Annotated in this window: 25 protein-coding genes and 5 tRNA genes; 18 read left to right on the forward strand and 12 right to left on the reverse strand. The window is 69.5% G+C overall.

Features of this window, described 5'->3' with window-relative positions:
- The first annotated feature begins 22 nt into the window (after nt 1–22).
- Nucleotides 23–223, forward strand: a complete 201-nt coding sequence (locus tag ABTY98_RS04295) for an acyl-CoA carboxylase subunit epsilon (RefSeq protein WP_046729245.1) — start codon at nt 23–25, stop codon at nt 221–223.
- A gap of 270 nt (nt 224–493) precedes the next feature.
- Here ABTY98_RS04295 and ABTY98_RS04300 read toward each other — a convergent pair whose 3' ends face one another.
- The 8 genes from ABTY98_RS04300 to ABTY98_RS04335 form a co-directional block, all read right to left on the reverse strand.
- Nucleotides 494–1,075 carry a GTP-binding protein gene (locus ABTY98_RS04300; protein ID WP_046729246.1) on the reverse strand — a complete coding sequence of 194 codons (582 nt, stop codon included), beginning with the start codon at nt 1,073–1,075 and terminating at the stop codon, nt 494–496.
- On the reverse strand, nt 1,056–1,625 hold the full coding sequence (locus ABTY98_RS04305; RefSeq protein ID WP_352219345.1) for a DUF742 domain-containing protein: 570 nt from the start codon (nt 1,623–1,625) through the stop codon (nt 1,056–1,058). The genes ABTY98_RS04300 and ABTY98_RS04305 overlap by 20 nt, the downstream gene beginning before the upstream one ends.
- A 96-nt stretch (nt 1,626–1,721) precedes the next feature.
- On the reverse strand, nt 1,722–2,135 hold the full coding sequence (locus ABTY98_RS04310; RefSeq protein ID WP_005479603.1) for a roadblock/LC7 domain-containing protein: 414 nt from the start codon (nt 2,133–2,135) through the stop codon (nt 1,722–1,724).
- A gap of 10 nt (nt 2,136–2,145) precedes the next feature.
- Complete coding sequence (locus tag ABTY98_RS04315) at nt 2,146–5,469, reverse strand: nitrate- and nitrite sensing domain-containing protein (RefSeq protein ID WP_352219346.1); 3,324 nt, start codon at nt 5,467–5,469, stop codon at nt 2,146–2,148.
- Between the two features lie 381 nt (nt 5,470–5,850).
- A complete protein-coding gene (locus ABTY98_RS04320; RefSeq protein WP_046729249.1) occupies nt 5,851–6,426 on the reverse strand; it encodes a GTP-binding protein in 576 nt (191 codons plus the stop codon).
- Complete coding sequence (locus tag ABTY98_RS04325; RefSeq protein WP_019058642.1) at nt 6,407–6,805, reverse strand: DUF742 domain-containing protein; 399 nt, start codon at nt 6,803–6,805, stop codon at nt 6,407–6,409. Before ABTY98_RS04325 ends, ABTY98_RS04320 begins: the two co-directional genes overlap by 20 nt.
- Nucleotides 6,806–6,915: 110 nt before the next feature.
- Entirely contained in the window at nt 6,916–7,329 is a 414-nt protein-coding gene (locus ABTY98_RS04330; RefSeq protein WP_005479910.1) for a roadblock/LC7 domain-containing protein, read from the reverse strand.
- 9 nt (nt 7,330–7,338) lie between these two features.
- Nucleotides 7,339–11,304 (reverse strand): nitrate- and nitrite sensing domain-containing protein, encoded by a 3,966-nt coding sequence (locus ABTY98_RS04335; RefSeq protein WP_352219347.1) that lies wholly within the window; start codon nt 11,302–11,304, stop codon nt 7,339–7,341.
- Between the two features lie 572 nt (nt 11,305–11,876).
- Between ABTY98_RS04335 and ABTY98_RS04340 the strand changes: the two genes are divergently transcribed.
- The 9 genes from ABTY98_RS04340 to ABTY98_RS04380 all read left to right on the forward strand — a co-directional run bounded on the left by ABTY98_RS04340 (nt 11,877) and on the right by ABTY98_RS04380 (nt 15,852).
- Nucleotides 11,877–12,065, forward strand: a complete 189-nt coding sequence (locus ABTY98_RS04340) for a hypothetical protein (protein WP_351705292.1) — start codon at nt 11,877–11,879, stop codon at nt 12,063–12,065.
- Between the two features lie 139 nt (nt 12,066–12,204).
- Nucleotides 12,205–12,990, forward strand: a complete 786-nt coding sequence (locus ABTY98_RS04345; RefSeq protein ID WP_352219348.1) for a fumarylacetoacetate hydrolase family protein — start codon at nt 12,205–12,207, stop codon at nt 12,988–12,990.
- Nucleotides 12,983–14,467, forward strand: coding sequence for a glutamate--tRNA ligase (gltX, locus tag ABTY98_RS04350; protein ID WP_352219349.1), 1,485 nt, complete (start codon nt 12,983–12,985; stop codon nt 14,465–14,467). Before ABTY98_RS04345 ends, gltX begins: the two co-directional genes overlap by 8 nt.
- Nucleotides 14,468–14,545: 78 nt before the next feature.
- Nucleotides 14,546–15,289, forward strand: a complete 744-nt coding sequence (locus ABTY98_RS04355; RefSeq protein ID WP_352219350.1) for an HAD family hydrolase — start codon at nt 14,546–14,548, stop codon at nt 15,287–15,289.
- A gap of 91 nt (nt 15,290–15,380) precedes the next feature.
- Nucleotides 15,381–15,452 (forward strand) — tRNA-Gln (locus ABTY98_RS04360).
- 39 nt (nt 15,453–15,491) lie between these two features.
- A tRNA-Glu gene (locus ABTY98_RS04365) sits at nt 15,492–15,564 on the forward strand.
- A 22-nt stretch (nt 15,565–15,586) separates the two neighbouring features.
- Nucleotides 15,587–15,659, forward strand: a tRNA-Glu gene (locus ABTY98_RS04370).
- A 20-nt stretch (nt 15,660–15,679) separates the two neighbouring features.
- Nucleotides 15,680–15,751, forward strand: a tRNA-Gln gene (locus ABTY98_RS04375).
- 28 nt (nt 15,752–15,779) lie between these two features.
- Nucleotides 15,780–15,852, forward strand: a tRNA-Glu gene (locus tag ABTY98_RS04380).
- 66 nt (nt 15,853–15,918) lie between these two features.
- Here ABTY98_RS04380 and ABTY98_RS04385 read toward each other — a convergent pair.
- Nucleotides 15,919–16,563: a MerR family transcriptional regulator gene (locus ABTY98_RS04385; protein WP_352219351.1), complete on the reverse strand. Its 645-nt coding sequence runs from the start codon at nt 16,561–16,563 to the stop codon at nt 15,919–15,921.
- Between the two features lie 90 nt (nt 16,564–16,653).
- Here ABTY98_RS04385 and ABTY98_RS04390 point away from each other — a divergent pair, with 90 nt between their 5' ends.
- Complete coding sequence (locus ABTY98_RS04390; protein WP_352219352.1) at nt 16,654–17,160, forward strand: DUF4188 domain-containing protein; 507 nt, start codon at nt 16,654–16,656, stop codon at nt 17,158–17,160.
- Nucleotides 17,161–17,356: 196 nt separating this feature from the next.
- Here the strand turns inward: ABTY98_RS04390 and ndgR are convergent, their stop codons facing one another.
- Nucleotides 17,357–18,073, reverse strand: coding sequence for an IclR family transcriptional regulator NdgR (ndgR, locus tag ABTY98_RS04395; RefSeq protein WP_003993203.1), 717 nt, complete (start codon nt 18,071–18,073; stop codon nt 17,357–17,359).
- A gap of 205 nt (nt 18,074–18,278) precedes the next feature.
- Here ndgR and leuC point away from each other — a divergent pair, with 205 nt between their 5' ends.
- From leuC to ABTY98_RS04415, 4 genes are all read left to right on the forward strand, one after another.
- Nucleotides 18,279–19,709 (forward strand): 3-isopropylmalate dehydratase large subunit, encoded by a 1,431-nt coding sequence (gene leuC, locus ABTY98_RS04400; RefSeq protein ID WP_352219353.1) that lies wholly within the window; start codon nt 18,279–18,281, stop codon nt 19,707–19,709.
- Nucleotides 19,710–19,715: 6 nt separating this feature from the next.
- Nucleotides 19,716–20,309: a 3-isopropylmalate dehydratase small subunit gene (gene leuD / locus ABTY98_RS04405; RefSeq protein WP_352219354.1), complete on the forward strand. Its 594-nt coding sequence runs from the start codon at nt 19,716–19,718 to the stop codon at nt 20,307–20,309.
- Between the two features lie 288 nt (nt 20,310–20,597).
- Nucleotides 20,598–20,828, forward strand: coding sequence for an SCO5555 family protein (locus ABTY98_RS04410; protein ID WP_352219355.1), 231 nt, complete (start codon nt 20,598–20,600; stop codon nt 20,826–20,828).
- A 140-nt stretch (nt 20,829–20,968) separates the two neighbouring features.
- On the forward strand, nt 20,969–21,592 hold the full coding sequence (locus tag ABTY98_RS04415) for an HU family DNA-binding protein (protein ID WP_352219356.1): 624 nt from the start codon (nt 20,969–20,971) through the stop codon (nt 21,590–21,592).
- Between the two features lie 159 nt (nt 21,593–21,751).
- Here the strand turns inward: ABTY98_RS04415 and ABTY98_RS04420 are convergent, their stop codons facing one another.
- Together ABTY98_RS04420 and cofC are read right to left on the reverse strand one after the other, a co-directional pair.
- Nucleotides 21,752–21,955 carry a hypothetical protein gene (locus ABTY98_RS04420; protein WP_352219357.1) on the reverse strand — a complete coding sequence of 68 codons (204 nt, stop codon included), beginning with the start codon at nt 21,953–21,955 and terminating at the stop codon, nt 21,752–21,754.
- Nucleotides 21,956–21,964: 9 nt separating this feature from the next.
- Nucleotides 21,965–22,603 (reverse strand): 2-phospho-L-lactate guanylyltransferase, encoded by a 639-nt coding sequence (gene cofC / locus ABTY98_RS04425; RefSeq protein ID WP_352219358.1) that lies wholly within the window; start codon nt 22,601–22,603, stop codon nt 21,965–21,967.
- A 177-nt stretch (nt 22,604–22,780) separates the two neighbouring features.
- Between cofC and ABTY98_RS04430 the strand changes: the two genes are divergently transcribed.
- From ABTY98_RS04430 to ABTY98_RS04440, 3 genes are read left to right on the forward strand one after another with little or no spacing between them, the layout of a single operon-like run.
- Complete coding sequence (locus tag ABTY98_RS04430; protein WP_352219359.1) at nt 22,781–23,545, forward strand: lysophospholipid acyltransferase family protein; 765 nt, start codon at nt 22,781–22,783, stop codon at nt 23,543–23,545.
- The gene (locus ABTY98_RS04435; RefSeq protein ID WP_352219360.1) at nt 23,542–24,552 is read left to right on the forward strand and encodes an NAD(P)H-dependent glycerol-3-phosphate dehydrogenase; all 1,011 of its coding nucleotides are present in this window, start codon (nt 23,542–23,544) and stop codon (nt 24,550–24,552) included. The genes ABTY98_RS04430 and ABTY98_RS04435 overlap by 4 nt, the downstream gene beginning before the upstream one ends.
- Nucleotides 24,553–24,611: 59 nt before the next feature.
- On the forward strand, nt 24,612–25,769 hold the full coding sequence (locus tag ABTY98_RS04440) for a D-alanine--D-alanine ligase family protein (protein ID WP_352219361.1): 1,158 nt from the start codon (nt 24,612–24,614) through the stop codon (nt 25,767–25,769).
- Nucleotides 25,770–25,772 lie beyond the last annotated feature (3 nt).

A 25,772-nucleotide genomic window follows, 5' to 3' on the forward strand; every position in this document is an offset into this window, starting at 1 on the left:
CTCTCTCACGGAGACTGAATCCATGAACGTCCCTGACATTCGCGTGGAGAAGGGCAACGCCGACCCGGAGGAAGTCGCCGCCATAACGGCGGTCCTCCTGGCCCGCGCGGCCGCCCGGCCGACCGCCGACACCGAGCAGACCCACCGAGGCCGCGCCAAGGCCGGCTGGCGCCGCCTGGAGCGCGAGAACGGCTTCCGCGCCCCGCACAGCTGGCACGGCTAGGCTGCGCCGCCCGGCCGACATGGCCGACAGTACGTACGCAGAAGGGCCCCTCTGCTTCAGAGGGGCCCTTCTCCGTGTGTGCCAGGGGCTGTCGGGCCGGTTCGGTTGCGGCCGGAAAAAGAAGTGAGCTGCCGCCGTGGCGAAAAGTTCGGGCCCCTTCAAAAGAAGGGGCCCAGCAACGCGCCCCTTCAGGGGCGCGGGGAACTGCGCGACAAGCCACGAACACCCGCAGTCGGCGGACGGCCGGCCGTGGCAGCCCGGTCGCCGGAACTACCGCAGCCGAGCCATCAGAGCGTGCTCCACGAGAGTGATCAGCGCCGACTTCGCATCTGCACGATGCCTCGCGTCCGTCGTGATGATCGGGGTGTCCGGGCCGATCTGGAGCGCCTCACGGACCTCTTCCGGGTTGTACGGCTGGTTGCCGTCGAAGCCGTTGAGGGCGATGACGAAGGGGAGACCCGAGTTCTCGAAGTAGTCGACCGCGGGGAAGCAGTCGGCGAGCCGGCGGGTGTCCACCAGGACGATGGCGCCGATGGCACCGCGTACCAGGTCGTCCCACATGAACCAGAAGCGGTCCTGGCCCGGCGTACCGAACAGGTACAGGATCAGGTCCTGGTCCAGGGTGATACGGCCGAAGTCCATGGCGACCGTGGTGGTCGTCTTGTCCCCGGTGTGGGTGAGGTCGTCGATGCCGGCAGACGCGGACGTCATCACGGCCTCTGTGCGCAGCGGGTTGATCTCCGAGACGGCGCCGACGAACGTGGTCTTGCCCACGCCGAAGCCGCCCGCCACCACGATCTTCGCGGACGTGGTGGAGCGGGAAGGCCCTCCGCTAGAGCTTGCGAAGTCCACTGAGCACCCTTTCGAGCAAAGTCACGTCTGGCTGGCCACCGGCGTTCTCGTCGCCGCCGGGCTGATGGATGGCGACCAGGCCCGCCTCCGCCAAGTCGGCGACGAGGATCCTGGCCACGCCGAGAGGGATCGACAGGAGGGCCGAGACTTCGGCCACCGACTTGATCTCCCGGCAGAGGTTGCAGATCCGCTGATGCTCGGGCAACTGGCCCTGCATCTGGTGCGGCTGCGCGGTGGTGTGCACCAGCGCCTCGATGGCGAGCTGGTACCGCGGGCGGGTCCGGCCACCGGTCATGGCGTACGGACGCACCAACGGGTTGTTCGACGCCCCGGCGGGCGCGGGCTCGGGACGACGCTGCGGCTGCACCGGCTGGATGCGCGGCGTCGGCGGCTGGTCGTACGGCGACGGACCGGGGCCCTGCGGTGCGTACGGCTGCCGGTGGCTGGGGGCGGAGGGGAAGTTGTACCGGTTCGCGGAACCGTCGCCCTGGCCCTGCGCAGGACCGTACGACCAGTTGCCGTTATTCGAACCGCCTGGGGGTGTTGCCACTTTCTCTCCTCCTCCGACCGTGCCGGGCACCGATCCCTATGGAGCCGCGTCCCGAAACCTTACGGCCCCGGGACGCGAAAACGCACCGTCTGACTATCAGTTGAGAAGGCTTCCCTGGAGTTCCGCACGCAGATCCGGGGTAAGAACCGTGCCCGCGCGGTCCACCAAAAGGGCCATCTCATACCCAATCAGGCCGATGTCGGCCTCCGGGTGGGCCAGGACCGCCAGCGACGAACCATCGGATACGGACATGATGAACAGGAACCCCCGCTCCATCTCCACAACCGTCTGATTCACGCTGCCTCCCTCGAAGATTCGGGAGGCGCCTGCCGTCAGGGACGTCAGACCGGATGCGACGGCCGCGAGCTGGTCGGCGCGGTCGCGGGGGAAGCCTTCGGACATCGCCAGAAGGAGTCCGTCGGCGGAGACCACCACCGTGTGGGACACCCCCGGGGTGTTGTCCACGAAGTTGGTGATCAACCAGTTCAGGTTCTGTGCCGCCTGGCTCATCGGGCTCACACTAACGCTCCTGGTTGTAGGTGCTGTCAGGACCGAAGCCCTGGCCGTTCGTTTCACTGCCTGCGTTGCGTCCGCGCTGGACGCCCCTGCGCAGGTTGCTCAGCCTGCCCCGGACGTCCTCCGGGGCGCGGGAGACCTGTGGGCCTCCCTGAGGGGTGTTCTCGGCGGCGCCCTCGACCAGGTTGGCCTTGGGTACCCGCCTCGGCAGGCCGGAGGAGGTGACCCCGCCCGCCTTGGGCCTGCGCAGCTGCGAGGCCTGCTGCCAGCGCTCGTCGTTCGCCGAACGCCAGCTGCTGTCGCCGTTGGACTCCGGAGCCGAGGCCCCCGGAGTCGCCGGAGCCGAAGCCGCGGCCGGAGCCTGCTGCACGGGACCCGCGCCGTTGGGGCCGCCCGTGCCGCCGGATCCCCGGCGGGGCAGCCCTGCGTTGGTCAGCTGGTGGCCGGCGGAGGGGGCCGCTCCCGGACGGTCGAAGCCTACGCGGTTCCGCTCGTCCACGTCACTGGCCTGCGCCGACCCCGCTTCCGGAGGGTACTGGGCCGGGTAACCGTTCTGGTAGCCGTCCTGCTGCTGCCCCTGCTGCCCCTGCTGCCCCTGCTGCCCCTGCTGCGGCCAGTCGTCCTGGTAGGGCTGCTCCCCGAACGCCGGGAACGAGTCGGAGGCGGCGGCGGGCGCGGCCGTGGGCTCTTCCTGGGCCGGTTCCGGATAAGTGGGCTCCGGGTAGCCGCCGTTGGTGGCGAAGGCGTCCGGCGAGAACGTGTCGTTCTGCGGCAGGCCGCCGTTCGGCGCGTAGTACTGCTCGTCGTACGCGCTCTGCGACTGCTCCTGGTACTGCTGCCCGGCGTCGAAGCCCGTGGGCTGCTCCTGGAAGCCCGTACCGCTGGTGTCGTAGCCCTGCCGGCCCCTGTCGAACTCGTCGACGTACGCCGGGATCTCCGCGGTCTCCTGCGGGTTCTGTGTGCCCTGCGGGGGCTGTGCCTGGGCCTCCAGGGCCGCACGGCGCTCCTCGCGCATCAGGGAGCGGCCGACGGGGTCCAGTTCGCGGATGTCGTCGGGGATCTCCGTGTAGCGGCTGTCGTCGAAGCCCAGCTCGGCCGCCGTACGCATCGGCTGGAGCGGCTGCTGCTGCTGGCTGAAGTTCTCAACCTGGAACTGCTGCTCCGGGATGATCTGCGAGACGGTGAACTCCTCGCGCTCCAGCGGTTGTTCGCCACCGCCACCGTGGGTGATGGCGTCCGGCAGCATGACCAGCGAGGTGGTGCCTGCCTGCTCGCCCGAGGGGCGGAGCTGGACCCGGATGCCGTGCCGGTCGGAGAGCCGGCCGACCACGAAGAGGCCCATGCGCTGGGAGATCGCGGCGTCCACGGTCGGCGGGTTGGCCAGCTTGTGGTTGATGTCCGCGAAGTCCTCGGCGGTGAGGCCGATGCCCTTGTCGTGGATCTCGATCATGATGCGGCCGTCGGGGAGACGGGTCGCGGTGACACGGACCTTGGTCTGCGGGGAGGAGAACGTCGTCGCGTTCTCCAGGAGCTCGGCAAGCAGGTGGACCAGGTCGGTGACCGCGCGGCCGTGGATCTCGGCCTCCGGGACGCCGGAGAGCTCGACGCGCTCGTACTGCTCCACCTCGGAGGAGGCGGCGCGCAACACGTCGACCAGCGGGACCGGCTGGTCCCAGCGGCGACCGGGCTCCTCGCCGGCGAGGACCAGGAGGTTCTCGCCGTTGCGGCGCATACGGGTCGCGAGGTGGTCCAGCCGGAAGAGGTTCTCCAGCTGGTCCGGGTCGGCCTCGTTGTTCTCCAGGTCGGTGATCAGGGTCAGCTGGCCCTCGATCAGCGACTGGTTGCGGCGCGACAGGTTGGTGAAGATCGCGTTGATGTTGCCCCGCAGCAGCGCCTGCTCGGCGGCGAGCCGGACGGCCTCGCGGTGGACCTGGTCGAAGGCGCGGGCGACTTCGCCGATCTCGTCGGTCGAGGTGATCGGGATCGGCGCCACCCGGGTGTCGACCCGGCCGGGGTCGGTGCGGGAGAGCTGGTCGACCAGCATCGGCAGACGCTGCTCGGCGATACCGAAGGCGGCGTTGCGCAGCTGGCGCATCGACCGGGACATCTGGCGGGCCACCATGCCGGCCAGGATGAACGCGGCGAGCAGCGCGACCACGACCGCGGCACCGGTGATGAACGCTGAGGTCTTGGCGTCGTCGGCGATGCCGGAGGCCTCGCTCACCGCCTTGTCGGCCATGTCCGACTCGATCTGGCGGTAGGCGTTGTACTTGAGCGTGTTGACCGTCCACCAGTTCTCGGCCGTGATGCCCTTGGCGGCCAGCCCCTGACGGGTGGCGGTGTCGGTGTTCTCCAGCGTCGCGAGCGCCGTGACCATCGTCGTGGGGTTGGACGGTGGGGCCACGTAGTTCGGGTCCTTGGCCTTGGCCTGCTGCACCAGCGCCGCGCCGTCGGTCTTGATCTTCTTCTGGAGGTCGGTCAGCTTCTGCGCGTCCGCCTCGGTGCCACCGCCGATGTACTCCTCGACGGCGATGCCTTCGAGATAGGCGTACGAGGAGAGGGCGACCCGCTGGCTGGCCAGGTTGCCGGCGTCCGGGCCGGGCTTGATCAGCAGGTGCATGCCGATCGAGCGCTCCAGCGACAGGGCCGCCTTGGTGAGTGAGATGGCGTAGACGGTACGGCCGTAGGAGGTGATGTTTCCGGTGCCCAGACCGAGCTCGTTGGCGAACTCCATCAGGGGGTGCGCGACCCCTATGTAGCCCTCTTCCGTCTGCACACCGGTGAGCTTGGTGGTGTACGCGGCGGCGCGCAGGTTAGTGAGGGTGGGCTCGGCCTCGCGGAACAGCTTGAGGCGGCGCTCCAGGCCGGCCTTGTGCGGCATGTTCTGCGCGGCGGCGTCGAAGGCGTCGGCGGCCTTGTCCGTCTGGGCGCGCGCGTCGGAGACCGTCTTCTTGTCGGCGGCGTTCTGCAGCGAGCCCTTGAGCAGGGGCGCCGCGGTGACGTCACGCTCCTCGTAGAGGGCGTCGGCGTAGGAGAGGGCGGCGCGGACCAGGCGTGCGGTGTTCTCCGCGTCCTGGGCCTCCTGCCAGGTGTCGATGGAGCTCTTCACCTGGAAGCCGCCCATGACCAGGCCGACGACCACGGGTATGAGCAGAATCGCGTTCAGCCTGGTGGGCACTCGCCAGTTGCGCGGGGAGAAACGGCCGCCGCTCTTCGCGGGCGCGGCCGGTGGTTCCGCGGCTGGCACAGGGGTGGGCGCCGCAGCGCGCGGCGGCGGGGTGAAGTTGCCCCGTGCCGACGGCTCGGGACCGTTCTTGCTTCGCCTCACTCGACCAACAACCTCTCGGCGGCGGGCACCTATCGTTGTGCCGCAGTCTCTCAGAGCCCGGTGTGTCATCGACCACTACTGAGTACGTCTTTGACTATTGGGCAGTTCAGGCATTCCAGCACGGGGGCCTACGCACTTCCAAACAGCGGAAAGCGGGGGAGTGCGGTCTTGTAAGGCCCAGATAAAACGGTCATAAAGAACGAGCCCCGCCAAAAGGCGGGGCTGATGTGAGCGCAGCGGTACCGCGTGACCGCGACGCGTGGCGATATCACCGGATTCCTCTGCCGAAACGTTATGAACACCGGAGCCGACCGTGTCAAAGGCCACAGCCGACTCCGGTTTCGGTACGACAACTGCCGTACATGACGAACGACTTGGGTGCTACCGCAGCCGTGCCATGAGAGCGTGCTCCACCAGCGTGATCAGCGCACTCTTGGCGTCGGCGCGGTGCCGGGCGTCCGTCGTGATGATCGGCGCGTCCGGGCCGATCTGCAGGGCCTCACGCACCTCTTCGGGCGTGTAGGGCTGATGCCCGTCGAAGCCGTTGAGCGCTATGACGAACGGCAGACCGCTGTTCTCGAAGTAGTCGACCGCGGGGAAGCAGTCGGCGAGCCGGCGGGTGTCCACCAGGACGACGGCGCCGATCGCGCCGCGTACCAGGTCGTCCCACATGAACCAGAAGCGGTCCTGGCCCGGCGTACCGAACAGGTACAGGATCAGGTCCTGGTCCAGGGTGATACGGCCGAAGTCCATGGCCACCGTGGTGGTGGTCTTGTCCCCGGTGTGGGTGAGGTCGTCGATGCCCGCCGAGGCGGACGTCATCACGGCCTCCGTGCGCAGCGGGTTGATCTCGGAGACCGCTCCCACGAACGTGGTCTTGCCGACGCCGAAGCCGCCCGCCACCACGATCTTCGCGGAGGTGGTGGCCCGACCTCCGTCAGAGCTTGCGAAGTCCACTGAGCACCCTTTCGAGCAGCGTCACGTCAGGTGCGCCACCGTTGTTCTCGTCGCCGCCCGGCTGGTGGATGGCGACCAGGCCGGCCTCGGCGAGGTCGGCCACCAGGATCCGGGCCACACCGAGCGGCATGGCGAGCAGCGCCGAGACCTCGGCCACCGACTTCACCTCGCGGCACAGGTGGCAGATGCGCTGGTGCTCCGGGAGCAGCCCCATGAGCGCTGCCGGGTCGGCCGTCGTGCTGATCAGCGCCTCGATGGCGAGCTGGTAGCGCGGCCGGGTCCGGCCGCCGGTCATCGCGTAAGGACGTACCAGCGGCTGGTCGCCCTCATCGCCGTACGGCTCCGCGTACGGATCATGAGAGGCGGTGGGCGGGGTCATCGTTCCTCCGGGCGGGACAGCAAGTCGGTCAGTCGTGCCGTCGGACGTGGCCGGTGGGGGGATTGTGGCGGCCGGACGGTGATTTGGTGAGGCGGGTTGGATCCGGGCGGTCAGTGGAGCAGACTGCCTTGCAGTTCGGCGCGCAGGTCGGGCGTGAGCACCGCGCCCGCGCGGTCGACCAGAAGCGCCATCTCGTAGCCGACGAGGCCGATGTCGCACTCGGGGTGGGCCAGGACCGCGAGGGACGACCCGTCCGAGACGGACATCAGGAAGAGAAAGCCGCGTTCCATCTCGACGACCGTCTGCGCCACGTCGCCGCCCTCGAAGATCCGGGAAGCCCCGGCCGTCAGCGAGGTGAGCCCGGATGCGACGGCCGCCAGCTGGTCGGCACGGTCACGGGGGAAGCCTTCGGACATCGCCAGAAGGAGTCCGTCGGCGGACACGACGACGGTGTGGGACACACCGGGGGTGTTGTCCACGAAGTTGGTGATCAACCAGTTCAGATTCTGTGCCGCCTGGCTCATCGGACTCAACTAACGCTCCTGCTGGTGAGTGGGGCTCGGGAAGCTGCCGGTCTGCGGGCCGGTGCCGGCCTGCCGTCCCTGCGCGATACCCCGACGGAGATTCGTCAGCCGGCCGCGGACGTCATCAGGCGCACGCGAGACCTGCGGACCGGTGTGGTGCTGTTGCTGCTGAGCCGTGCCCGGGACGAGGTTCGCCCGGGGTACCCGGCGCGGCAGACCGGAGGTGGTGACACCGCCCGCCGCCGGCTGCCGTACACGCTCCGCCTGCCGGACGAGGTCGTCGTTCGGGGAGGTGCGCCAGGCTGCCTGGGCGGGACGCTGGGGGGCCGCGGCGGCCGGGGCCGGCGGCTGAGCGGGGACCGGCGGGATCGGCGCGGAGCCGTTTCCGTTTCCGTGGCCGTTGCTCTGCTGCTGCTGCTGTTCCTGCTGGCCGCCGTGGAACCAGTTGGTCTCCAGCGTGTCGTACAGCGGGGTACGACCGTCACCGGGACCGGTGGCCGGCGGCAACGCCTCGGGCTCCTGACGGGCCGGCGGACGCTGCTGAGTGCCGAAGTCCATACCGCGGCCGTTGGTCTGCGGACGTTCGAACTGGCCCGTGTTGTGCTGGCCGTTGCCGATCTGCCCGTTGCCCGCGAAGCCGTTCTGGTGGCCGGGCAGGGAGTGCTGCCCGGTGGAACCGCCGTCGTAGGACGGGGCGGCGAACTGGCCGGTGGAGCCGTTGTCGTAGCCCTGCGGGGCGGCGAACTGGCCGGTGTTCTGGGGGCCGCCCTGCGGCCCGGTCGGCCCGCCGAAGACATCGGAGCGGACGAACTGCCCGGAGTCCTGCTGGCCGTTCACGTTGGGGCGCTGGAACGAGCCCGTGTCCTGCGGTCCGTTCGCACCGGGGCGCGGGAAGGAGCCCGTGTCCTGCGGTCCGTTCGCGCCCGGGCGGGGGAACGAGCCGGTGTCCTGCGGGCCGTTCATGCCGGGGCGGGGGAAGGAACCCGTGTCCTGCGGGCCGTGCGCGCCGGGGCGGGGGTACGAGCTGTTCTGCGAGCCGTTCGGCAGGTTGAAGTCCGGGCGCGGGAACTCGCCGGTGGACGACGGCCCCTGCGGGATCGCCGGCATCTGCGAGGTGGCGTCCAGGCCCTGCCGGTCGTCGATGCGGGGCATCGGCGCGGTGTGGGCCGGGTCCTGCTCGTCGTGGCCGCGCGGGGTGTCCAGCGAGGCACGGGAGAGCGGCGGCTGGGCGTTGTCGTCGCTCCAGCTGGGCCTGCCCTGCTGCGGGTTGGCGCCGGGCAGCTCGGCCCGCGGACCACCGCGCGGCGGCAGTTGGGGCTGACGGCCCTGGTCGGAGGGGGCGGCGGAGCGCTGCGGCGGGACCGGACCCCGGTTGCCGAAGGCGTCCTGACCGCCGAAGGCACCGGCACCGCCGGTGGGCCGGCCCTGCGGGGGAGCCGCCGGACCCTGCTGGCCGCGTGCACCGCCCGGCGCACCGGGACGGCCGCCGTTCGGACCCGCGCCGGGCAGCGCGGCCCGGGGACCCTGGCCCGCGCCGACTTGGCCGCGCGGAGCGGCACCGGCGCCGAGCAGCCCGCCGGAGGGGCCGCCGGAACCGAGGGCGCCACCGCGCGCGCCGGCCGCGGCGGCACCGCCGCCGAGGGCCGGGGCGGGGGCACCCGCGCCGAGCGAACCACCGGTACCGCCCTGGCCGCCGCCGCCCCGCCGGGCCGCGGCCGCACCGGCCGCCGCCTGCGCGGCGGCCGGACCGCCGGACTGCGCCGGGGCGCCGGGCTTGCCGGGAGCGGGCTTCTTGCCGCCCTGGGCGACATCGACGGGGAGCATGACCAGCGCGGTCGTACCACCGGAGTCGGACGGGCGCAGCTGGATGCGGATGCCGTGCCGCTGCGACAGACGACCGACCACGAACAGACCCATGCGGCGGGAGACCGAGACGTCCACGGTGGGCGGCGAGGCGAGCCGCTCGTTGATCGCCGCGAGGTCCTCGGGGGAGAGGCCGATACCGGTGTCGTGGATCTCGATCAGCACCCGGCCGTCGGGCAGGGCGTGACCGGTGACCTTGACCTTGGTCTGCGGCGAGGAGAACGAGGTCGCGTTCTCGAGCAGCTCGGCGAGCAGGTGCACGAGGTCGTTGACCACACGGCCGGCCACTTCGGTGGTCGGTACGGCGGCCAGCTCGATGCGCTCGTACTGCTCCACCTCGGACGCGGCGGCGCGGAGCACGTCGACCAGCGGGACCGGGCGGGTCCAGCGGCGGCCGGGCTCCTCACCGGCGAGGACGAGGAGGTTCTCACCGTTACGGCGCATACGTGTCGCGAGGTGGTCGAGCTTGAAGAGGGAGGACAGCTGGTCCGGGTCGGCCTCGCGGGACTCCAGTTCGGAGATGAGCGAGAGCTGACGCTGGATGAGGCCCTGGGAGCGGCGCGAGAGGTTGGTGAACATCGCGTTGACGTTGCCCCGGAGGAGGGCCTGCTCGGCGGCGAGGCGGACCGCCTCGCGGTGCACGTCGTCGAAGGCCGCGGCCACCTGGCCGATCTCGTCCCGGGAGTGGACACCGACCGACTCCACGGACGTGTCGACGTCCTGCGGGTCGGACTCGGACAGCTGCTTGACCAGCTCGGGCAGCCGGTCCTGGGCGACCTTGGTGGCGGTCTCCTGGAGGCGGCGCAGCGAGCGGATCATGGAGCGGGCCACGATGAAGGCGCCGACCAGCGACACACCGAGGACGAGCAGGATCAGCGCACCGGAGATGATCGCTTCCTGCTCGGAGGAGGACCGCAGCTCGCGGGCCTTCTGCTCCATGTCCTCGAGCAGCGTGTGCTCGATCTTCTGCATCTGGTCGATCTTGGTCGAGCTGTCGTCGGTCCAGTCGCGGTATGAGCGCTTGCTGAGCTCGTTCAGACCGTTCTGGGCGCCGAGCGCACGCTTGGCGTAGGTGTTCGCGGACTCGATCGTCGGGTTGTTCTCGTCGATCGGCTTGAGCAGTTCGGCCGCGTTGCCGGTGTAGATCTTGCGGAAGATCGTCAGCTCGGAGGTCTCGCTCGCCTGGGCCGACTCGCCGTAGAGGCGGTCGTTCTCGGAGAGGTTGCCGAGGCTCGTGTTGTTTGCGGGCAGGGCCGCGGCGATGACGGCTCGCTGCACGGACGCGTACTCCTTGGCGGTGGAGAACGCCGCCAGGGCGCGGGTGCGCTGGATCATCTCCGGGTTGCTGGAGGCCTGCGCCATGTCCTGCGAGAGGTCGATCAGCTGGGTGATCAGCCGGTGGTAGGCCTCGACCGTCTGGGTCGAGTTCTCCTTCTGCTGATAGGCGTCCTTGCGGATCTTCGCCAGGTCGTCCAGCTGGCCGGCCAGACCGACGAGGCTGTCGCGGACGCCCTGGAGCTGACCGTTCTTGCTCGCGGTGTCGATCTCCTCGGAGGCGTTGAGGAAGTTCTCGCGGGCGCGGTCGGTCGTCTCGTCGAGGCCCTTGACCGTGATGCTGCTGGTCGACTGACCGTGCGCCAGCGGACCCGCCGACCGGTCGCGCTCGTCCTGGAGGGCCTGGGCCAGCTCGGTGGCCTGCTTGGTCATGTCCGTCAGCAGCTTCATGTTGTCGAGCTGCTGGATGTTGTCGAGTGACTGGTTGATGCGCACCGCGCCCAGCGAGGTCGCCGCCACCACGGGGAGCGCGAGCAGCGACACCAGGCGCGTGGAGATGCGCCAGTTGCGCAGGGCTATGCGCGAGCCGGGGTTGGACGGGCCCTTGGCGGGCTTGATCGCGGGCGCCGGTGCGGCGGTCGGCTGGGGGCCCGAAGACCCCGCGGACCCCGAAGACGCGGACACGGCGGGGCGCCCGGAGCGCTCACCGCCGTCACCACCGCCGGCCGGGGCCGGGCCCGGGTTCTGGGCGTGCTGGGGCGAGGAACCGCGGTCGGTCCCGCCGTGCGCCTCCGGCTCCGCCGGAGCGCTGCCATCCCTCTTGAAACGTCCCTGCACTAGCGTCGCAACCTCTGGACCAGGCGCCCCTCCGGTGAACGGAGAGACACGGTGTCGGCGTTGTACGGGGGAGCGCCCTGAATACGCGCCCCCTGTTGGTCGTGAGTGTGACCGGCGCTGGTCCCCCTGTCTCGCCGCCACCCGGCGCTGCGTTGCGCCCCCTGCGCGCCGGCTCGATCCTGCGGCGGTTCCGTGGAATTCCAGCACAGTGCCGGATCTCCAACAAGGGCCGTGGACCGAGCTGTGACCTCCGTGACAGCGTGTGAGTGACACGTTACGAGGTGTCGAAGTCGATCGCGTACATAACGGGCGTATCCCTGCCAGTCGTAGGCGCCTGCGGGGTGTCCCAGTCGCCATGATCAGGAGCGGAATGACATCTTCAGTTCGTCAATGTCCGTTTCGTTGCGGTGAGTTATCGGTCCGGAATGACTGTTTTGCCCGTGACTTCGTGAGCAAACTCACACGTCGATCACAGCTACTTGGCGGCTTCGGCCGGGAATTCGATGTTTAGCCTGGCGCTTTACAAGAGGGAAGTCTCTGCCAACCCATAGATGACGGGGTCAACTACAACCGTGAAGACGACGATGATGTTCCGCAACATAGCCAACCCCCGGCGCACCACCCTCGCCCACCTCAAGGACGCCGAGGAACTGCAGACCCCCGAACTCCCCGAGCACTCCCTCGACCTCCCCGCCCAGACCGCCAACCCGCGGCGCACCATCCTCATGGAGATCCCGGCCACGACCTCGGTCGCCGAGTAGCGGGCAGCGGGTAGTACGGGTCACGGCCGCCGTTCACTCACCCACCCGGTCACCGGGTGGTTTTCACGGCGGCCACCCCTTACCGCGCTAGCCTGGAGTGTCAGACTCCAGCCGGCTCAGTGAGGGGCGCAAGGATCCCGTGCGCATCGCCAGGTTCTCCATCGACGGGAACGTCGCCTTCGGCGCCGTCGAGGGCGACAAGCAGGACGAACTCGTCCTCGACATCATCAAGGGCATTCCGTTCACGGACTTCGAGCTCTCCGGCACGAAGGTCCCGCTGAGCAAGGTACGGCTGCTCCCGCCGGTGCTCCCCAACAAGGTCGTCGCCTACGGCCGTAACTACGCGGAGCACGCGAGGGAGCTGGGCAACGAGGTCCCGGACGCCCCCTTCGCCTTCTTCAAGCCGTCCACCTCGGTGATCGGCCCCGGCGACGCCATCCAGTACCCCTCGTTCTCCCAGGACCTCCACCACGAGGCCGAACTGGCCGTGGTCATCGGCCGTATGTGCCGCGAGGTCCCGCGCGAGCGCGTCCAGGACGTCGTCCTCGGCTACACCTGCGCCAACGACGTCACGGCCCGCGACGTCCAGAAGCGCGAGAAGCAGTGGGCCCGGGCCAAGGGCTTCGACACCTCCTGCCCGCTCGGCCCCTGGGTGGAGACGGACCTGGACCTCTCCACCGCCTCCGACCTGACGATCCAGCTCACGGTCAACGGCGAACAGCGCCAGCTGGGCCGTACGAGCGAGATGATCCACCCCATCGCGGACCTGATCGTCAACATCACCGAGGCCATGACGCTGCTCCCCGGCGACGTGATCCTCACCGGCACCCCGGCAGGGGTCGGCCCCCTCAACGTCGGCGACGAGGTCGCCGTCACCATCGAAGGCATCGGCACTCTCACCAACAAGGTTGTCAAGCGTGGCTAGCGCACCCGACTCCCCCGTCCGCGTCCGTTTCTGCCCCTCGCCCACCGGTAACCCCCATGTGGGCCTCGTCCGCACCGCCCTGTTCAACTGGGCGTTCGCGCGGCACCACCAGGGCACCCTGGTCTTCCGCATCGAGGACACCGACGCGGCCCGCGACTCCGAGGAGTCGTACCAGCAGCTGCTCGACGCGATGCGCTGGCTGGGCTTCGACTGGGACGAGGGCCCCCAGGTCGGCGGCCCGCACGCGCCGTACCGCCAGTCGCAGCGCATGGACATCTACCGGGATGTCGCGCAGAAGCTCCTGGACGCCGGCCACGCCTACCACTGCTACTGCTCCCAGGAGGAGCTGGACACCCGCCGCGAGGCCGCCCGCGCGGCCGGCAGGCCGTCCGGCTACGACGGCCACTGCCGCGACCTCACCGCCGAGCAGGTCGAGGAGTACAAGGCCCAGGGCCGCACCCCGATCGTCCGCTTCCGGATGCCCGACGAGACGATCACCTTCACCGACCTGGTCCGCGGCGAGCTGACCTTCACCCCGGAGAACGTCCCGGACTACGGCATCGTCCGCGCGAACGGCGCTCCGCTGTACACGCTCGTCAACCCGGTCGACGACGCCCTGATGGAGATCACCCACGTCCTGCGCGGCGAGGACCTGCTCTCCTCCACCCCCCGGCAGATCGCCCTCTACAAGGCGCTGACCGAACTCGGTATCGCCAAGCAGACCCCGGCCTTCGGCCACCTTCCCTACGTCATGGGCGAGGGCAACAAGAAGCTCTCCAAGCGCGACCCGGAGTCCTCGCTCAACCTCTACCGCGAGCGCGGCTTCCTCCCCGAGGGCCTGCTCAACTACCTCTCCCTGCTCGGCTGGTCGTTCTCGGCGGACCAGGACATCTTCTCGATCGAGGAGATGGTGGCCGCCTTCGACATCTCCGACGTGAACCCCAACCCGGCCCGCTTCGACCTGAAGAAGTGCGAGGCGATCAACGCCGACCACATCCGCCTGCTGGATGTGAAGGACTTCACGGAGCGCTGCGCCCCCTGGCTGAAGGCTCCCTTCGCCCCCTGGGCCCCGGAGGACTTCGACGAGTCCAAGTGGCACGCGATCGCCCCGCACGCCCAGACCCGTCTGAAGGTCCTGTCGGAGATCACCGACAACGTCGACTTCCTGTTCCTGCCCGAGCCGGTCGTCGACGAGGCGTCGTGGGCGAAGGCGATGAAGGAGGGCTCCGACGCCCTGCTGGCCACGGCCCGGGAGAAGCTGGAGGCGGCCGACTGGGCGTCTCCCGAGTCCCTGAAGGAGGCGGTCCTGGCCGCAGGTGAGGCCCATGGCCTCAAGCTCGGCAAGGCCCAGGCCCCGGTCCGGGTCGCCGTCACCGGCCGCACGGTCGGCCTGCCGCTCTTCGAGTCCCTGGAGATCCTGGGCAAGGAGAAGACGCTGGCGAGGATCGACGCGGCCCTGGCGAAGCTGGCCGCGTAGGGCACCCGCGCGTGAGGGGCGGTTCCGGTTCACTCCGGGACCGCCCCGTCGTCGTACCGACCGGGTACCGTCGGCGGTATGACGATCAGGGCCGTGGTCTGGGACGTGGACGACACTCTCTTCGACTACACGAGTGCCGACCGCGAGGGCATGCGGACGCATCTGGCGGCCGAGGGGCTGCTCGCGGGCTGGGGGAGCGCGGAGGCGGCGCTGCTGCGGTGGCGGGAGATCACCGCCCAGCAGTGGGCGCGGTTCTCGGCGGGTGAGCTCTCCTTCGAGGACCAGCGCCGCGACCGGGTGCGGGTGTTCCTGGAGGCGGAGCTGACCGACGCCGAGGCCGACGACTGGTTCCGGCGTTACCTGACGCACTACGAGGCCGTCTGGGCCCTCTTCCCGGACGTCCTGCCCGCCCTGGACGCCCTCGCGGCCGGCTACCGGCACGCCGTGCTGTCCAACTCCAGCCTGCACGTCCAGGACCGCAAGCTGCGCACGCTGGGCGTGTACGACCGCTTCGAGGCCGTCCTCTGCGCCGCCGAACTGGGTGTCTCCAAGCCCGCGGCCGGCGCCTTCCTGGCGGCCTGCGCCGCGCTGGAACTAGCCCCGCACGAGGTCGCGTACGTCGGCGACCACCCCGAGATCGACGGGCTCGGCGCCGCCGACGCCGGGTTGCTGTCGGTGTGGATCGACCGCTGCGGACCGCCCGACGGACCGGCCACCAGGGCCGACGCACCCGTCGGACCGCACCGGATCGCCTCCCTCGCCGAACTGCCCGCGATCCTCCGCGCTGATACCCGTTTTGGAGCCCCGTCCACCTTCAGGTAATGTTCTTCCTGCGCCGCCGGGGAGCGGGCCGAAAGGCCGGAACCGGAGGCGCAAAGCTAGAACAAGATCCCCTCAGGGGCTTGCGTTCCAGTGGCCTATGGTGTAATTGGCAGCACGACTGATTCTGGTTCAGTTAGTCTTGGTTCGAGTCCAGGTAGGCCAGCTCGCAGAGCTCATCTGCACGCGCGGATCACATCCGCAAGCCCCCGTTGTGTAGCGGCCTAGCACGCTGCCCTCTCAAGGCAGTAGCGCCGGTTCGAATCCGGTCGGGGGTACGGTGATCGAAGGATCGCTAGGGCCCCCGTTGTGTAGCGGCCTAGCACGCCGCCCTCTCAAGGCGGTAGCGCCGGTTCGAATCCGGTCGGGGGTACGAACTGGTCTAAACCACATTGGTCTATGGTGTAATTGGCAGCACGACTGATTCTGGTTCAGTTAGTCTTGGTTCGAGTCCAGGTAGACCAGCTCGGATCTGCGGAAACGTAAGATCCACGCCCCCGTTGTGTAGCGGCCTAGCACGCCGCCCTCTCAAGGCGGTAGCGCCGGTTCGAATCCGGTCGGGGGTACAGAGAGAAGAGCCAGGCCCCTCACTTCGGTGAGGGGCCTTTCTCGTACTGCCGTTTGTCCACGGCTCACTCGAAGCCGTAGCGGCGGGCCGTCTCCTCCTCCTGGGCCAGCCGGTGCAGCGCCTGGAGCATCGGCTCCACCAGGACCGCGCTGGCCACCGCGGCCTCCACCTTCTCCTCCTCGGACGGATGCGTCTCCAGGAAGTCCAGGTCGGCGATCGCCGCCTGATGCATCAACTTCGCGTGTGACACGAGGAGTTCGGCGTCCCAGTCGTAACCGAGCCGGCGGAACGCGGCCACCGCGACCACCAGCCGGCGGTACGAGGGGGAGATGGTCGTGAGCTGCTTGGCGTTCTCCCAGCCGAGCACGTCCAGCAGTGCGCCGACCTCCCGGTGTGCGCTCTGGACGAACTCGTCGTCCTCGTCCGGCTCCGGGAGTTGCGGCAGCGCCCACAGCGCGGCGCCCACCCTGATCGTGCGGCCCAGCGAGCCGTCGTCGACATGCCCGAGCACCTCGCGGACCGTCGCGACGGGGATCCGGCCGACCTGGATCATCGCGCGGACCAGGCGGAGCCGGCGCAGATGCTCCTCGTCGTACTCCGCGGTCGTGGCGTTGACCTGGCGGCCGGGCGGCAACAGCCCTTCGCGCAGGTAGTACTTGATCGTCGCGGCGGACACACCGCTGCGCCTGCTCAGCTGGGCAAGCCGCATGTCTTGCGCGCCTCCTTGGTAAGTGCCACTATCCAAGCATCGCAACGAAGGATAGTGCCGCTATCCGATGACATTCCGGGGGGTGCTGTCATGGTCGCGAGGTTCGCGAAGCCGATTCCGGGCCGTACGACCGCGGCTCGCGAGGGCGACGCGGTGGTCCTGCTGATCGGCATGCGCATCAACCACTTCTGGGCGGTCCACCAGTGGTACCCGGTCGGGCTCTCGATGTTCCGCATGCTGCGGGAGCTCGAACGGGACCCCGGCCGGGGGCTGCTGTGGCGCATCCTGCTGACGGCTTCGCCGCGCACGTACTACGTCGTCCAGTACTGGGAGTCGAAGGAGAAGCTGTACGCGTACGCGAGCTCGCCCGACCTGTTCCACCACAGGGTGTGGGGGATCGTGAACCGCAAGGAGCGCGCGGGCAAGCTCCACGGGCACGTGGGGCTGTGGCACGAGGCGTATGTGGCGCCGGAGGGCTCGTACGAGTCGATCTACTTCGACATGCCGGAGTTCGGTCTGGGCCGAGCGACGGGCGTGGTGCCGGTGGAGCAGCGGGGCCGCTACGCAAAGGACCGGTTCGCTCACCGATCGGCGTGAGTACAGCGCCCCTAGGGGCCTGTCCGGCGGATCAAGTCGCTGGAAATCAACGGCGCCTCATCAGCGCCGGTGGGCGTGCCAGGCACTGCGTCTGCGGCATGATCCGCCGGACAGGCCCGCGGTGTCTCCGGTCCCCTCGGGGACGGCCGCCGCGGCGTTGAGGCCGGCCTCTCCCTGTCCGGACGGAGTTTCGTGCTCAGCCCGTGCGGCGCAGTGCCTCCGACAGGCGGCCCGCCGCGTCGATGACCGCCTGGGCGTGCATGCGCCCGGGGTGGCGGGTCAGCCGCTCGATCGGTCCGGAAACGGACACCGCCGCCACCACGCGGTTGGAAGGTCCCCGCACCGGCGCCGACACCGACGCGACGCCCGGCTCGCGCTCGCCGATGGACTGGGCCCAGCCGCGGCGGCGGACACCCGACAGGGCCGTGGCCGTGAAGCGGGCGCCCTGGAGGCCGCGGTGCAGGCGCTCCGGCTCCTCCCAGGCCATCAGGATCTGCGCCGAGGAACCCGCCTTCATCGTGAGCGTCGAGCCGACCGGGACGGTGTCCCGAAGACCGGACAGGCGTTCCGCCGCGGCCACACAGATCCGCATGTCACCCTGGCGGCGATAGAGCTGCGCGCTCTCGCCGGTGATGTCCCGGAGGTGGGTGAGCACCGGGCCCGCCGTCGCGAGCAGACGGTCCTCGCCCGCCGCCGCGGCCAGTTCCGCGAGTCGCGGGCCGAGAATGAAACGGCCCTGCATGTCGCGTGCCACCATGCGGTGGTGTTCCAGGGCCACGGCCAGGCGGTGAGCCGTGGGCCGTGCCAGTCCGGTGGCCCCGACCAGACCCGCGAGGGTGGCCGGACCGGACTCCAGAGCGCTCAGGACAAGGGCCGCCTTGTCCAGAACGCCGACGCCGCTACTGTTGTCCATGCAACGATACTCACGTCTCACTCTGTGAAACGCAAGTTCAATTTTCGATGGAACGCGCCACTCTGGATAGACACAGTGGCCCGCGGACCAACGGGCCCGGCGGCGGACGCCCGGAACCACGACTTCAGGGGCCCGGAGAACGGGCAGCCGCTACCTCAAGATCTCTAGTTGGGCCGGTGCACGTCTGCCGGCCGGAGGGAAAGCGATGGGTAGGACACTCGCGGAGAAGGTCTGGGACGACCATGTCGTCCGGCGCGCCGAGGGCGAGCCCGACCTCCTCTTCATCGATCTGCACCTGCTGCACGAGGTGACCAGCCCGCAGGCCTTCGACGGACTGCGCAAGAACGGCCGCCAGGTGCGCCGCCTCGACCTCACCATCGCGACCGAGGACCACAACACCCCCACCCTCGACATCGACAAGCCCATCGCGGACCCGGTCTCCCGGATCCAGCTGGAGACGCTGCGCAAGAACTGCGCCGAGTTCGGCGTCCGGCTGCACCCGCTCGGCGACGTCGAGCAGGGTGTCGTGCACGTGGTCGGCCCGCAGCTGGGTCTGACCCAGCCCGGCACCACCGTCGTCTGCGGTGACTCGCACACCTCCACGCACGGCGCCTTCGGCGCGCTCGCGTTCGGCATCGGCACCTCCCAGGTGGAGCATGTGCTGGCCACCCAGACGCTGCCGCTGGCCCGCCCGAAGACCATGGCCATCACGGTCGACGGCGAGCTGCCCGAGGGCGTCACCGCCAAGGACCTGATCCTGGCGATCATCGCCAAGATCGGTACCGGCGGCGGCCAGGGCTACATCCTGGAGTACCGCGGCTCCGCCATCGAGAAGCTCTCGATGGAGGCCCGCATGACCATCTGCAACATGTCGATCGAGGCCGGCGCCCGCGCGGGCATGATCGCCCCCGACGAGACCACCTTCGCGTACATCAAGGGCCGTGCCCACGCCCCCGAGGGCGCCGACTGGGACGCGGCGGTCGAGTACTGGAAGACCCTGCGGACGGACGAGGACGCGGTCTTCGACGCCGAGGTGCACATCGACGCCGCCGCCCTCTCGCCGTTCGTCACCTGGGGCACCAACCCGGGTCAGGGCGCACCGCTTTCGGCACACGTCCCCGACCCGGCTTCGTACGAAGACGCTTCGGAGCGCCTCGCCGCCGAAAAGGCCCTGGAGTACATGGGGTTGGAGGCCGGCCAGGCACTGCGCTCCATCAAGGTGGACACCGTCTTCGTAGGCTCCTGCACCAACGGCCGTATCGAGGACCTGCGCGCCGCCGCCGACATCGTCGAGGGCCGCAAAGTCGCCGACGGCGTACGGATGCTGGTCGTCCCCGGCTCCGCGCGGGTCGGTCTGCAGGCCGTCTCCGAGGGCCTGGACGTCGTCTTCAAGGACGCCGGCGCCGAATGGCGGCACGCGGGCTGCTCGATGTGCCTGGGCATGAACCCCGACCAGCTGGCCCCGGGCGAGCGCTCCGCGTCCACCTCCAACCGCAACTTCGAGGGCCGGCAGGGCAAGGGGGGCCGTACCCACCTGGTGTCGCCGCAGGTCGCGGCCGCCACGGCCGTCCTGGGCCACCTGGCCTCGCCCGCCGACCTGTCCGACGCCGACGTTCGTACGCCCGCTGGAGTCTGATCAGCCATGGAAGCATTCACCACGCACACCGGCCGGGCCGTCCCGCTGCGCCGCTCCAACGTCGACACCGACCAGATCATCCCTGCTCACTGGCTCAAGAAGGTCACCAGGGACGGTTTCGAGGACGGGCTGTTCGAGGCCTGGCGCAAAGATCCCGAGTTCGTGCTCAACCGGCCCGAGCGGCAGGGGGCGACCGTGCTGGTCGCCGGCCCCGACTTCGGCACCGGCTCCTCCCGTGAGCACGCCGTCTGGGCACTGCAGAACTACGGCTTCAAGACCGTCATCTCGTCCCGCTTCGCCGACATCTTCCGGGGCAACTCGCTGAAGAACGGCCTGCTCACGGTGGTTCTGGAGCAGAAGACCGTGGACGCGCTCCAGGAGCTCACGGAGAAGGACCCGCAGGCCGAGATCACGGTCGACCTCCAGGCCCGCGAGGTGCGCGCCGAGGGCATCACCGCCTCCTTCGAGCTGGACGAGAACTCCCGCTGGCGGCTGCTGAACGGGCTGGACGACATCTCCATCACCCTCCAGAACGAGGCCGACATCTCCGCGTACGAGGCCAAGCGGCCGTCGTACAAGCCGCGGACGCTCCAGGCCTGATCCGGAGCCCGCTTCCGGCCTGATCGACCACATCTGAATACGGCTGGTTTCAGCCACCGCCACACCCCGCCTGTACCCCCGATCGCCACGATTGGGGGTACAGCCATGTCTGCACCCGAACGGGCGCTCGCGTTGTCGCAGCTCTTGCCAACTTCCCACGTTAGGACGGATGTTGGATGGGTACGTGAGTGCTGTGTCCGTGCCTTCCGCAAGTGCCCGGAAGGCCATTTGAGGCGGCAGTTGCCCCCTGCGCAGGCGACAACTCGCCCCAGATGGCACAATCTGTGCATGGAACACGACGGCCAACTCCAGCTCTATGCGGCGGTCGCGGGCCAACTGAAGGAAGCGCACACAAGAGTGCGCGCACTGCAAGTCCCGGAGGGCGTACGGATGGCGCTGACCCGGAAGCTGCTGGTCATTACGGCCGCGGCCAAACACGACCTCGCCGACGCGGCAAGGCGGCTGGAACGGTTCAACACGGACCTCGAAGCGGGCCGATTCCCCGAAGAGGAACGCTGACTGGACCGTCCTGGACGACCGAGTCCGTTGCGGCACAAGGGTGATAAGCCCGTTTCGTGTTTGATTTGCGGTATATATCTGCCTAACGTGCGAAAAAGCTTGAACACTTTCGTTCTGGCGATGTCTCCGAAGGGGAAGACGTGAACAAGGCGCAGCTCGTAGAAGCGATTGCCGACAAGATGGGCGGCCGACAGCAGGCCGCCGAAGCGGTCGATGCGGTTCTGGACGCCATCGTCCGCGCGACCGTCGCGGGGGACCGGGTCTCGGTCACGGGCTTCGGCTCCTTCGAGAAGGTGGACCGTCCGGCCCGTTACGCCCGCAATCCCCAGACGGGCGAGCGGGTTCGGGTCAAGAAGACCTCCGTGCCGCGCTTCCGTGCCGGTCAGGGCTTCAAGGACCTGGTGAGCGGCTCGAAGAAACTCCCGCGGGGCGGCGAGGTCGCGGTCAAGAAGGCGCCCAAGGGCAGCCTGACCGGCGGTGCTTCGGCGACGGTCAAGAAGGCGGCGGCGAAGAAGAGCACCGCCAAGAAGGCGACCGCGGCGGCGAAGAAGACCACCGCGAAGAAGACGACGGCGAAGAAGACGACCGCCACCGCCAAGAAGACCTCGGCGACGGCGAAGAAGACCACCGCCAAGAAGACCTCGGCGACGGCGAAGAAGGCGGCCGCCAAGAAGGCTCCGGCCCAGAAGGCCACCGCCAAGAAGGCGCCGGCCAAGAAGTCGACGGCTCGCAAGGCCACCGCGAAGAAGACCGCCGCTCGCTGAGAAGCGGGGGCGTCGGGGTACTCACGCGACGGGCCGGACTCCTGAGGGAGTCCGGCCCGCGGTGTGTCCTGGGTGAATTTCTGAGACGGTTGAGTTCAAAGTGACCGCTGGTGGGGGCTTGTCGCGCAGTTTTCGCGCCCCTTGCAGGGCGCCTGACCCTCAGAACGTCTGCAGGGTCACCAGGGTGACGCGGAGATCGTCTCCGGTCCCCTCCGTCTCGATGCGTACCCGTTGCCCGGGGCGCAGCAGCCGTAGGCCCCCCGCCTCGAAAGCCGCCCCGTCGAAAGGCACCGGAGTCCCGTCGTCCAGGAGTACCTGGCCGCTTCTGCTGTCGGGGTCGTACGTGTATGCGGTCGCCTGCATGACGGCAGCCTACTGGTCCGGGATCAGCAGGCGGGCTGCCACCGCCGCCGTCCGCGGGCCCACGCCCAGGGCCAGTGCCGTTCGCAGGTCCGCGCCGGTGTCCACGTCCTGGCGTACCGACTCCACGCCGGCCAGTCGCAGTTCCGCGGCGCCCGAGGCGGTGTGGCGGGCGCGGGAATCCGGGCCGAATGCGGGCGCCAATTCATTGCCGGGGGACGCGGCCAGCAGGGTGGTGCCGATTGCCGCCGCGTCCGGGAGAAAAGCACGCTGGAATTCCGCGGCCGCGTCGAGCACCCGGGACAATTCCAGCGGACGCAACGCCGGCAGGTCCGCGTTCAGGGCCGCCACCGCGCTTTCCGGACGCGATGCGCGTACGACCGCCGCGCCGTGCCGCAGAGCGGCGTTCAGGCCGCTTTGGGGCGTGTCCGGGACGATGCGCGCGCCCAGCGCCGAAAGCTCGCGTCCGGCCAGCGTGTCGTCCGTGACGACCGCCACATCCTTCACCGCCAGGCAGGCCAGGGCCGCGGCCACCGTGTCCTGGGCGAAGGCGAGGGCCAGTCCCGGACGCAAACCGTCCGTCGCGGTGTCCGCGAGCCTGCTCTTGGCTCGCGCCAAGGGCTTGAGGGGTATCACCAAGGTCCACTGCACCGACGTACCGTCCCTCCCTTGTTGCCTCATTGTCACCCGGGCCCCGAGGCGCGCGCGGCAGCGAGGCGTACGGTGTTCCTCGACAGACCGGCGGACCGGGGACACACTTCTCCCGGCCCCCTCTCCGGGAGAAGAAGTCCCGGAGACCGGGAAGAAGTCCTAGAGGAAGGTGTGCGCGTGCCCCGCCGGAGAATCGGCTTCTGGTACCGCTTCGCTGCGGTGCTGTGCAAACCGCCGCTGGTGGTCATGATCAAGCGGGACTGGCGCGGAATGGAGAACATTCCGGCCGAGGGCGGATTTATCACCGCGGTGAACCACAATTCCCACATCGACCCCTTCGCCTACGCCCACTATCAGTACAACACCGGGCGCGTTCCGCGATTCCTGGCGAAGAGCGGGCTTTTCAAGAAGGGATTCGTCGGCGCCGCCATGCGGGGCACCGGCCAGATCCCCGTCTACCGCGAGTCCACCGACGCGCTCAGCGCCTTCCGGGCCGCGATCGACGCCGTGGAACGCGGCGAGTGCGTCGCCTTCTACCCTGAGGGAACGATCACCCGCGACCCCGACCAGTGGCCCATGACCGCCAAGACCGGCGCCGCCCGGGTCGCGCTGCAGACCAAGTGCCCGGTGATCCCGGTCGCCCAGTGGGGCGCCAACGAACTGCTGCCGCCGTACGCGAAGAAGCCCAGGCTGCTGCCCCGCAAGACCCACCACGTCCTGGCCGGCCCGCCGGTCGACCTCTCGCGCTTCTACGACAAGGACATGACCCAGGACGTCCTGAAGGAGGCGACCGAGGTCATCATGGCCGCCATCACCCGCCAGCTGGAGGAGATCCGCGGCGAGAAGGCCCCCGAGACCCCCTACGATCCACGCCAGGTGCGGATCGAGCAGCGGCGCCGGACGCGTGCGCAGAGCGGTCTGGAAGAGGAGAGCGGCAAGTGAGCAAGCCTGCCAAGGCGGCGGTCTTCAGCGCGGGTTCGTGGGGTACGGCCTTCGGGATGGTGCTCGCCGACGCCGGGTGCGAGGTCACCCTGTGGGCGCGGCGGGCGGAGGTGGCCGAGGCCGTCAACTCCGGCCGTACCAACCCCGACTACCTGCCCGGCGTGGAACTCCCCGAGAACCTGCGGGCCACGACCGACCCCGCCGAGGCCGCGGCCGGCGCCGACTTCACGTTCCTGTCGGTGCCGTCCCAGACCATGCGGGCCAATCTCGCCGACTGGACGCCGCTGCTCGCGCCCGGCACGGTCCTCGTCTCCCTCATGAAGGGTGTCGAACTCGGCACCGCCATGCGGATGAGCGAGGTCATCGAGGACGTCACCAAGGTCGGCCAGGACCGCATCGCCGTCGTCACCGGCCCCAACCTCGCCCGCGAGATCGCCGCCCGGATGCCGGCCGCCGCCGTGGTCGCCTGCACCGACGAGACGGTCGCCCAGCGCCTCCAGACCGCCTGCCACACCCCGTACTTCCGGCCGTACACCGAGACCGACGTGGTCGGGTGCGAACTGGGCGGTGCCGTGAAGAACGTCATCGGCCTCGCCGTGGGCATCGCGGACGGCATGGGCCTCGGCGACAACGCCAAGGGCTCGCTCATCACGCGCGGCCTCGCGGAGACCGCGCGGCTCGGCATGGCGCTCGGCGCCGACCCGCTGACCTTCTCCGGTCTCGCCGGCCTCGGCGACCTGGTGGCCACCTGTTCCTCGCCGCTGTCCCGCAACCACACCTTCGGCACCAACCTCGGCAAGGGCATGACCCTGGAGGAGACCATCGCGGTCACCCGGCAGACCGCCGAGGGCGTCAAGTCCTGCGAGTCCGTGGCCGATCTGGCCCGCCGGCACGGCGTGGAGATGCCGATCACCGAGACGGTGGTCGACATCGTGCACGAGGGCAAGCCGCCCGTGGTCGCCCTCAAGGAGCTCATGTCGCGCAGCGCGAAGCCCGAGCGACGCTGAGCGAACGCGCCCCGCGGACGCTGTCTCGGGGCCCTACCACCGGGTACTCTCAACGCGATATGAGCACCGAGAACCTCCCCCAGAGCCCTGAGCAGCCCGCTCGCAAGCCGCGTGTGGCCGTCGTGTTCGGCGGTCGCAGCTCCGAGCACGGGATCTCCATGGTCACCGCCGGAGCCGTCCTGAGCGCCATCGACCGGACGAAGTACGACGTCCTGCCGATCGGCATCACGAGGGAAGGCCGCTGGGTGCTCACGGCCGACGAACCCGAACGCATGGCGATCAGCGAGCGCCGTACGCCCGAGGTCGGCGACCTCGCCGAGTCCACCGAGGGCGGCGTGGTGCTCTCCGTCGACCCGGCCAACCGCGAGGTCGTCTACAGCGAGCCCGGCTCCGTGCCCAAGGCGCTCGGCGAGGTCGACGTCGTCTTCCCGATGCTGCACGGCCCCTACGGCGAGGACGGCACCCTCCAGGGCCTCCTGGAACTCTCCGGCGTCCCGTACGTCGGCTCCGGTGTGCTCGCCTCGGCCGTCGGCCAGGACAAGGAGTACATGAAGCGGGTGTTCACCTCCTTCGGGCTCAAGGTCGGCCCGTACCTGGTGATCCGTCCCCGCGAGTGGAAGCAGGACGAGTCCGCCGCCCGCAAGAAGATCGTCGACTTCGCGGGCGAGCACGGCTGGCCGCTGTTCGTGAAGCCCGCGCGGGCCGGCTCGTCGATCGGCATCACCAAGGTCGACGACCTCTCCGGCCTGGACGAGGCGATCGCCACCGCCCAGGTCCACGACCCGAAGATCCTGGTCGAGGCGGCGCTGCGCGGCCGCGAGATCGAGGTCGGCGTCCTGGAGTTCGAGGACGGCCCGCGCGCCTCGGTCCCGGCCGAGATCCCGCCCGCCGCCACGCACGCGTACTACGACTTCGAGGCCAAGTACATCGACTCCACCCCCGGCATCGTCCCGGCCCCGCTGACCCCGCAGGAGACCGCCGAGATCCAGGCGCTCGCGGTGGACGCCTTCGAGGCCGCGTCCTGCGAGGGCCTGGTCCGCGCGGACTTCTTCCTCACCGAGGACGGCGATTTCGTCATCAACGAGATCAACACGATGCCGGGCTTCACCCCGATCTCGATGTATCCCCAGATGTGGCAGGCGACGGGAGTCGCCTACCCCGAGCTGATCGACCGCCTGATCCAGGCGGCGCTGAACCGTTCGACCGGCCTGCGCTGAAGC

The sequence above is a fragment of the Streptomyces sp. NPDC096040 genome (genome assembly GCF_040303265.1).
Classification (GTDB): Bacteria; Actinomycetota; Actinomycetes; order Streptomycetales; family Streptomycetaceae; genus Streptomyces.

What these genes read in the sequence shown, in the direction of transcription:
- ABTY98_RS04310 (WP_005479603.1), bottom strand. Translation starts at nt 2,135, where the DNA reads ATGAGCCAGGCGGCACAGAACCTGAACTGGTTGATCACCAACTTCGTG.
- leuC (WP_352219353.1), top strand. Translation starts at nt 18,279, where the DNA reads ATGGGTAGGACACTCGCGGAGAAGGTCTGGGACGACCATGTCGTCCGG.
- leuD (WP_352219354.1), top strand. Translation starts at nt 19,716, where the DNA reads ATGGAAGCATTCACCACGCACACCGGCCGGGCCGTCCCGCTGCGCCGC.
- ndgR (WP_003993203.1), bottom strand. Translation starts at nt 18,073, where the DNA reads ATGGACAACAGTAGCGGCGTCGGCGTTCTGGACAAGGCGGCCCTTGTC.
- ABTY98_RS04330 (WP_005479910.1), bottom strand. Translation starts at nt 7,329, where the DNA reads ATGAGCCAGGCGGCACAGAATCTGAACTGGTTGATCACCAACTTCGTG.
- ABTY98_RS04325 (WP_019058642.1), bottom strand. Translation starts at nt 6,805, where the DNA reads ATGACCCCGCCCACCGCCTCTCATGATCCGTACGCGGAGCCGTACGGC.
- ABTY98_RS04355 (WP_352219350.1), top strand. Translation starts at nt 14,546, where the DNA reads ATGACGATCAGGGCCGTGGTCTGGGACGTGGACGACACTCTCTTCGAC.
- ABTY98_RS04295 (WP_046729245.1), top strand. Translation starts at nt 23, where the DNA reads ATGAACGTCCCTGACATTCGCGTGGAGAAGGGCAACGCCGACCCGGAG.
- ABTY98_RS04440 (WP_352219361.1), top strand. Translation starts at nt 24,612, where the DNA reads ATGAGCACCGAGAACCTCCCCCAGAGCCCTGAGCAGCCCGCTCGCAAG.
- ABTY98_RS04390 (WP_352219352.1), top strand. Translation starts at nt 16,654, where the DNA reads ATGGTCGCGAGGTTCGCGAAGCCGATTCCGGGCCGTACGACCGCGGCT.
- ABTY98_RS04420 (WP_352219357.1), bottom strand. Translation starts at nt 21,955, where the DNA reads ATGCAGGCGACCGCATACACGTACGACCCCGACAGCAGAAGCGGCCAG.
- ABTY98_RS04410 (WP_352219355.1), top strand. Translation starts at nt 20,598, where the DNA reads ATGGAACACGACGGCCAACTCCAGCTCTATGCGGCGGTCGCGGGCCAA.
- ABTY98_RS04385 (WP_352219351.1), bottom strand. Translation starts at nt 16,563, where the DNA reads ATGCGGCTTGCCCAGCTGAGCAGGCGCAGCGGTGTGTCCGCCGCGACG.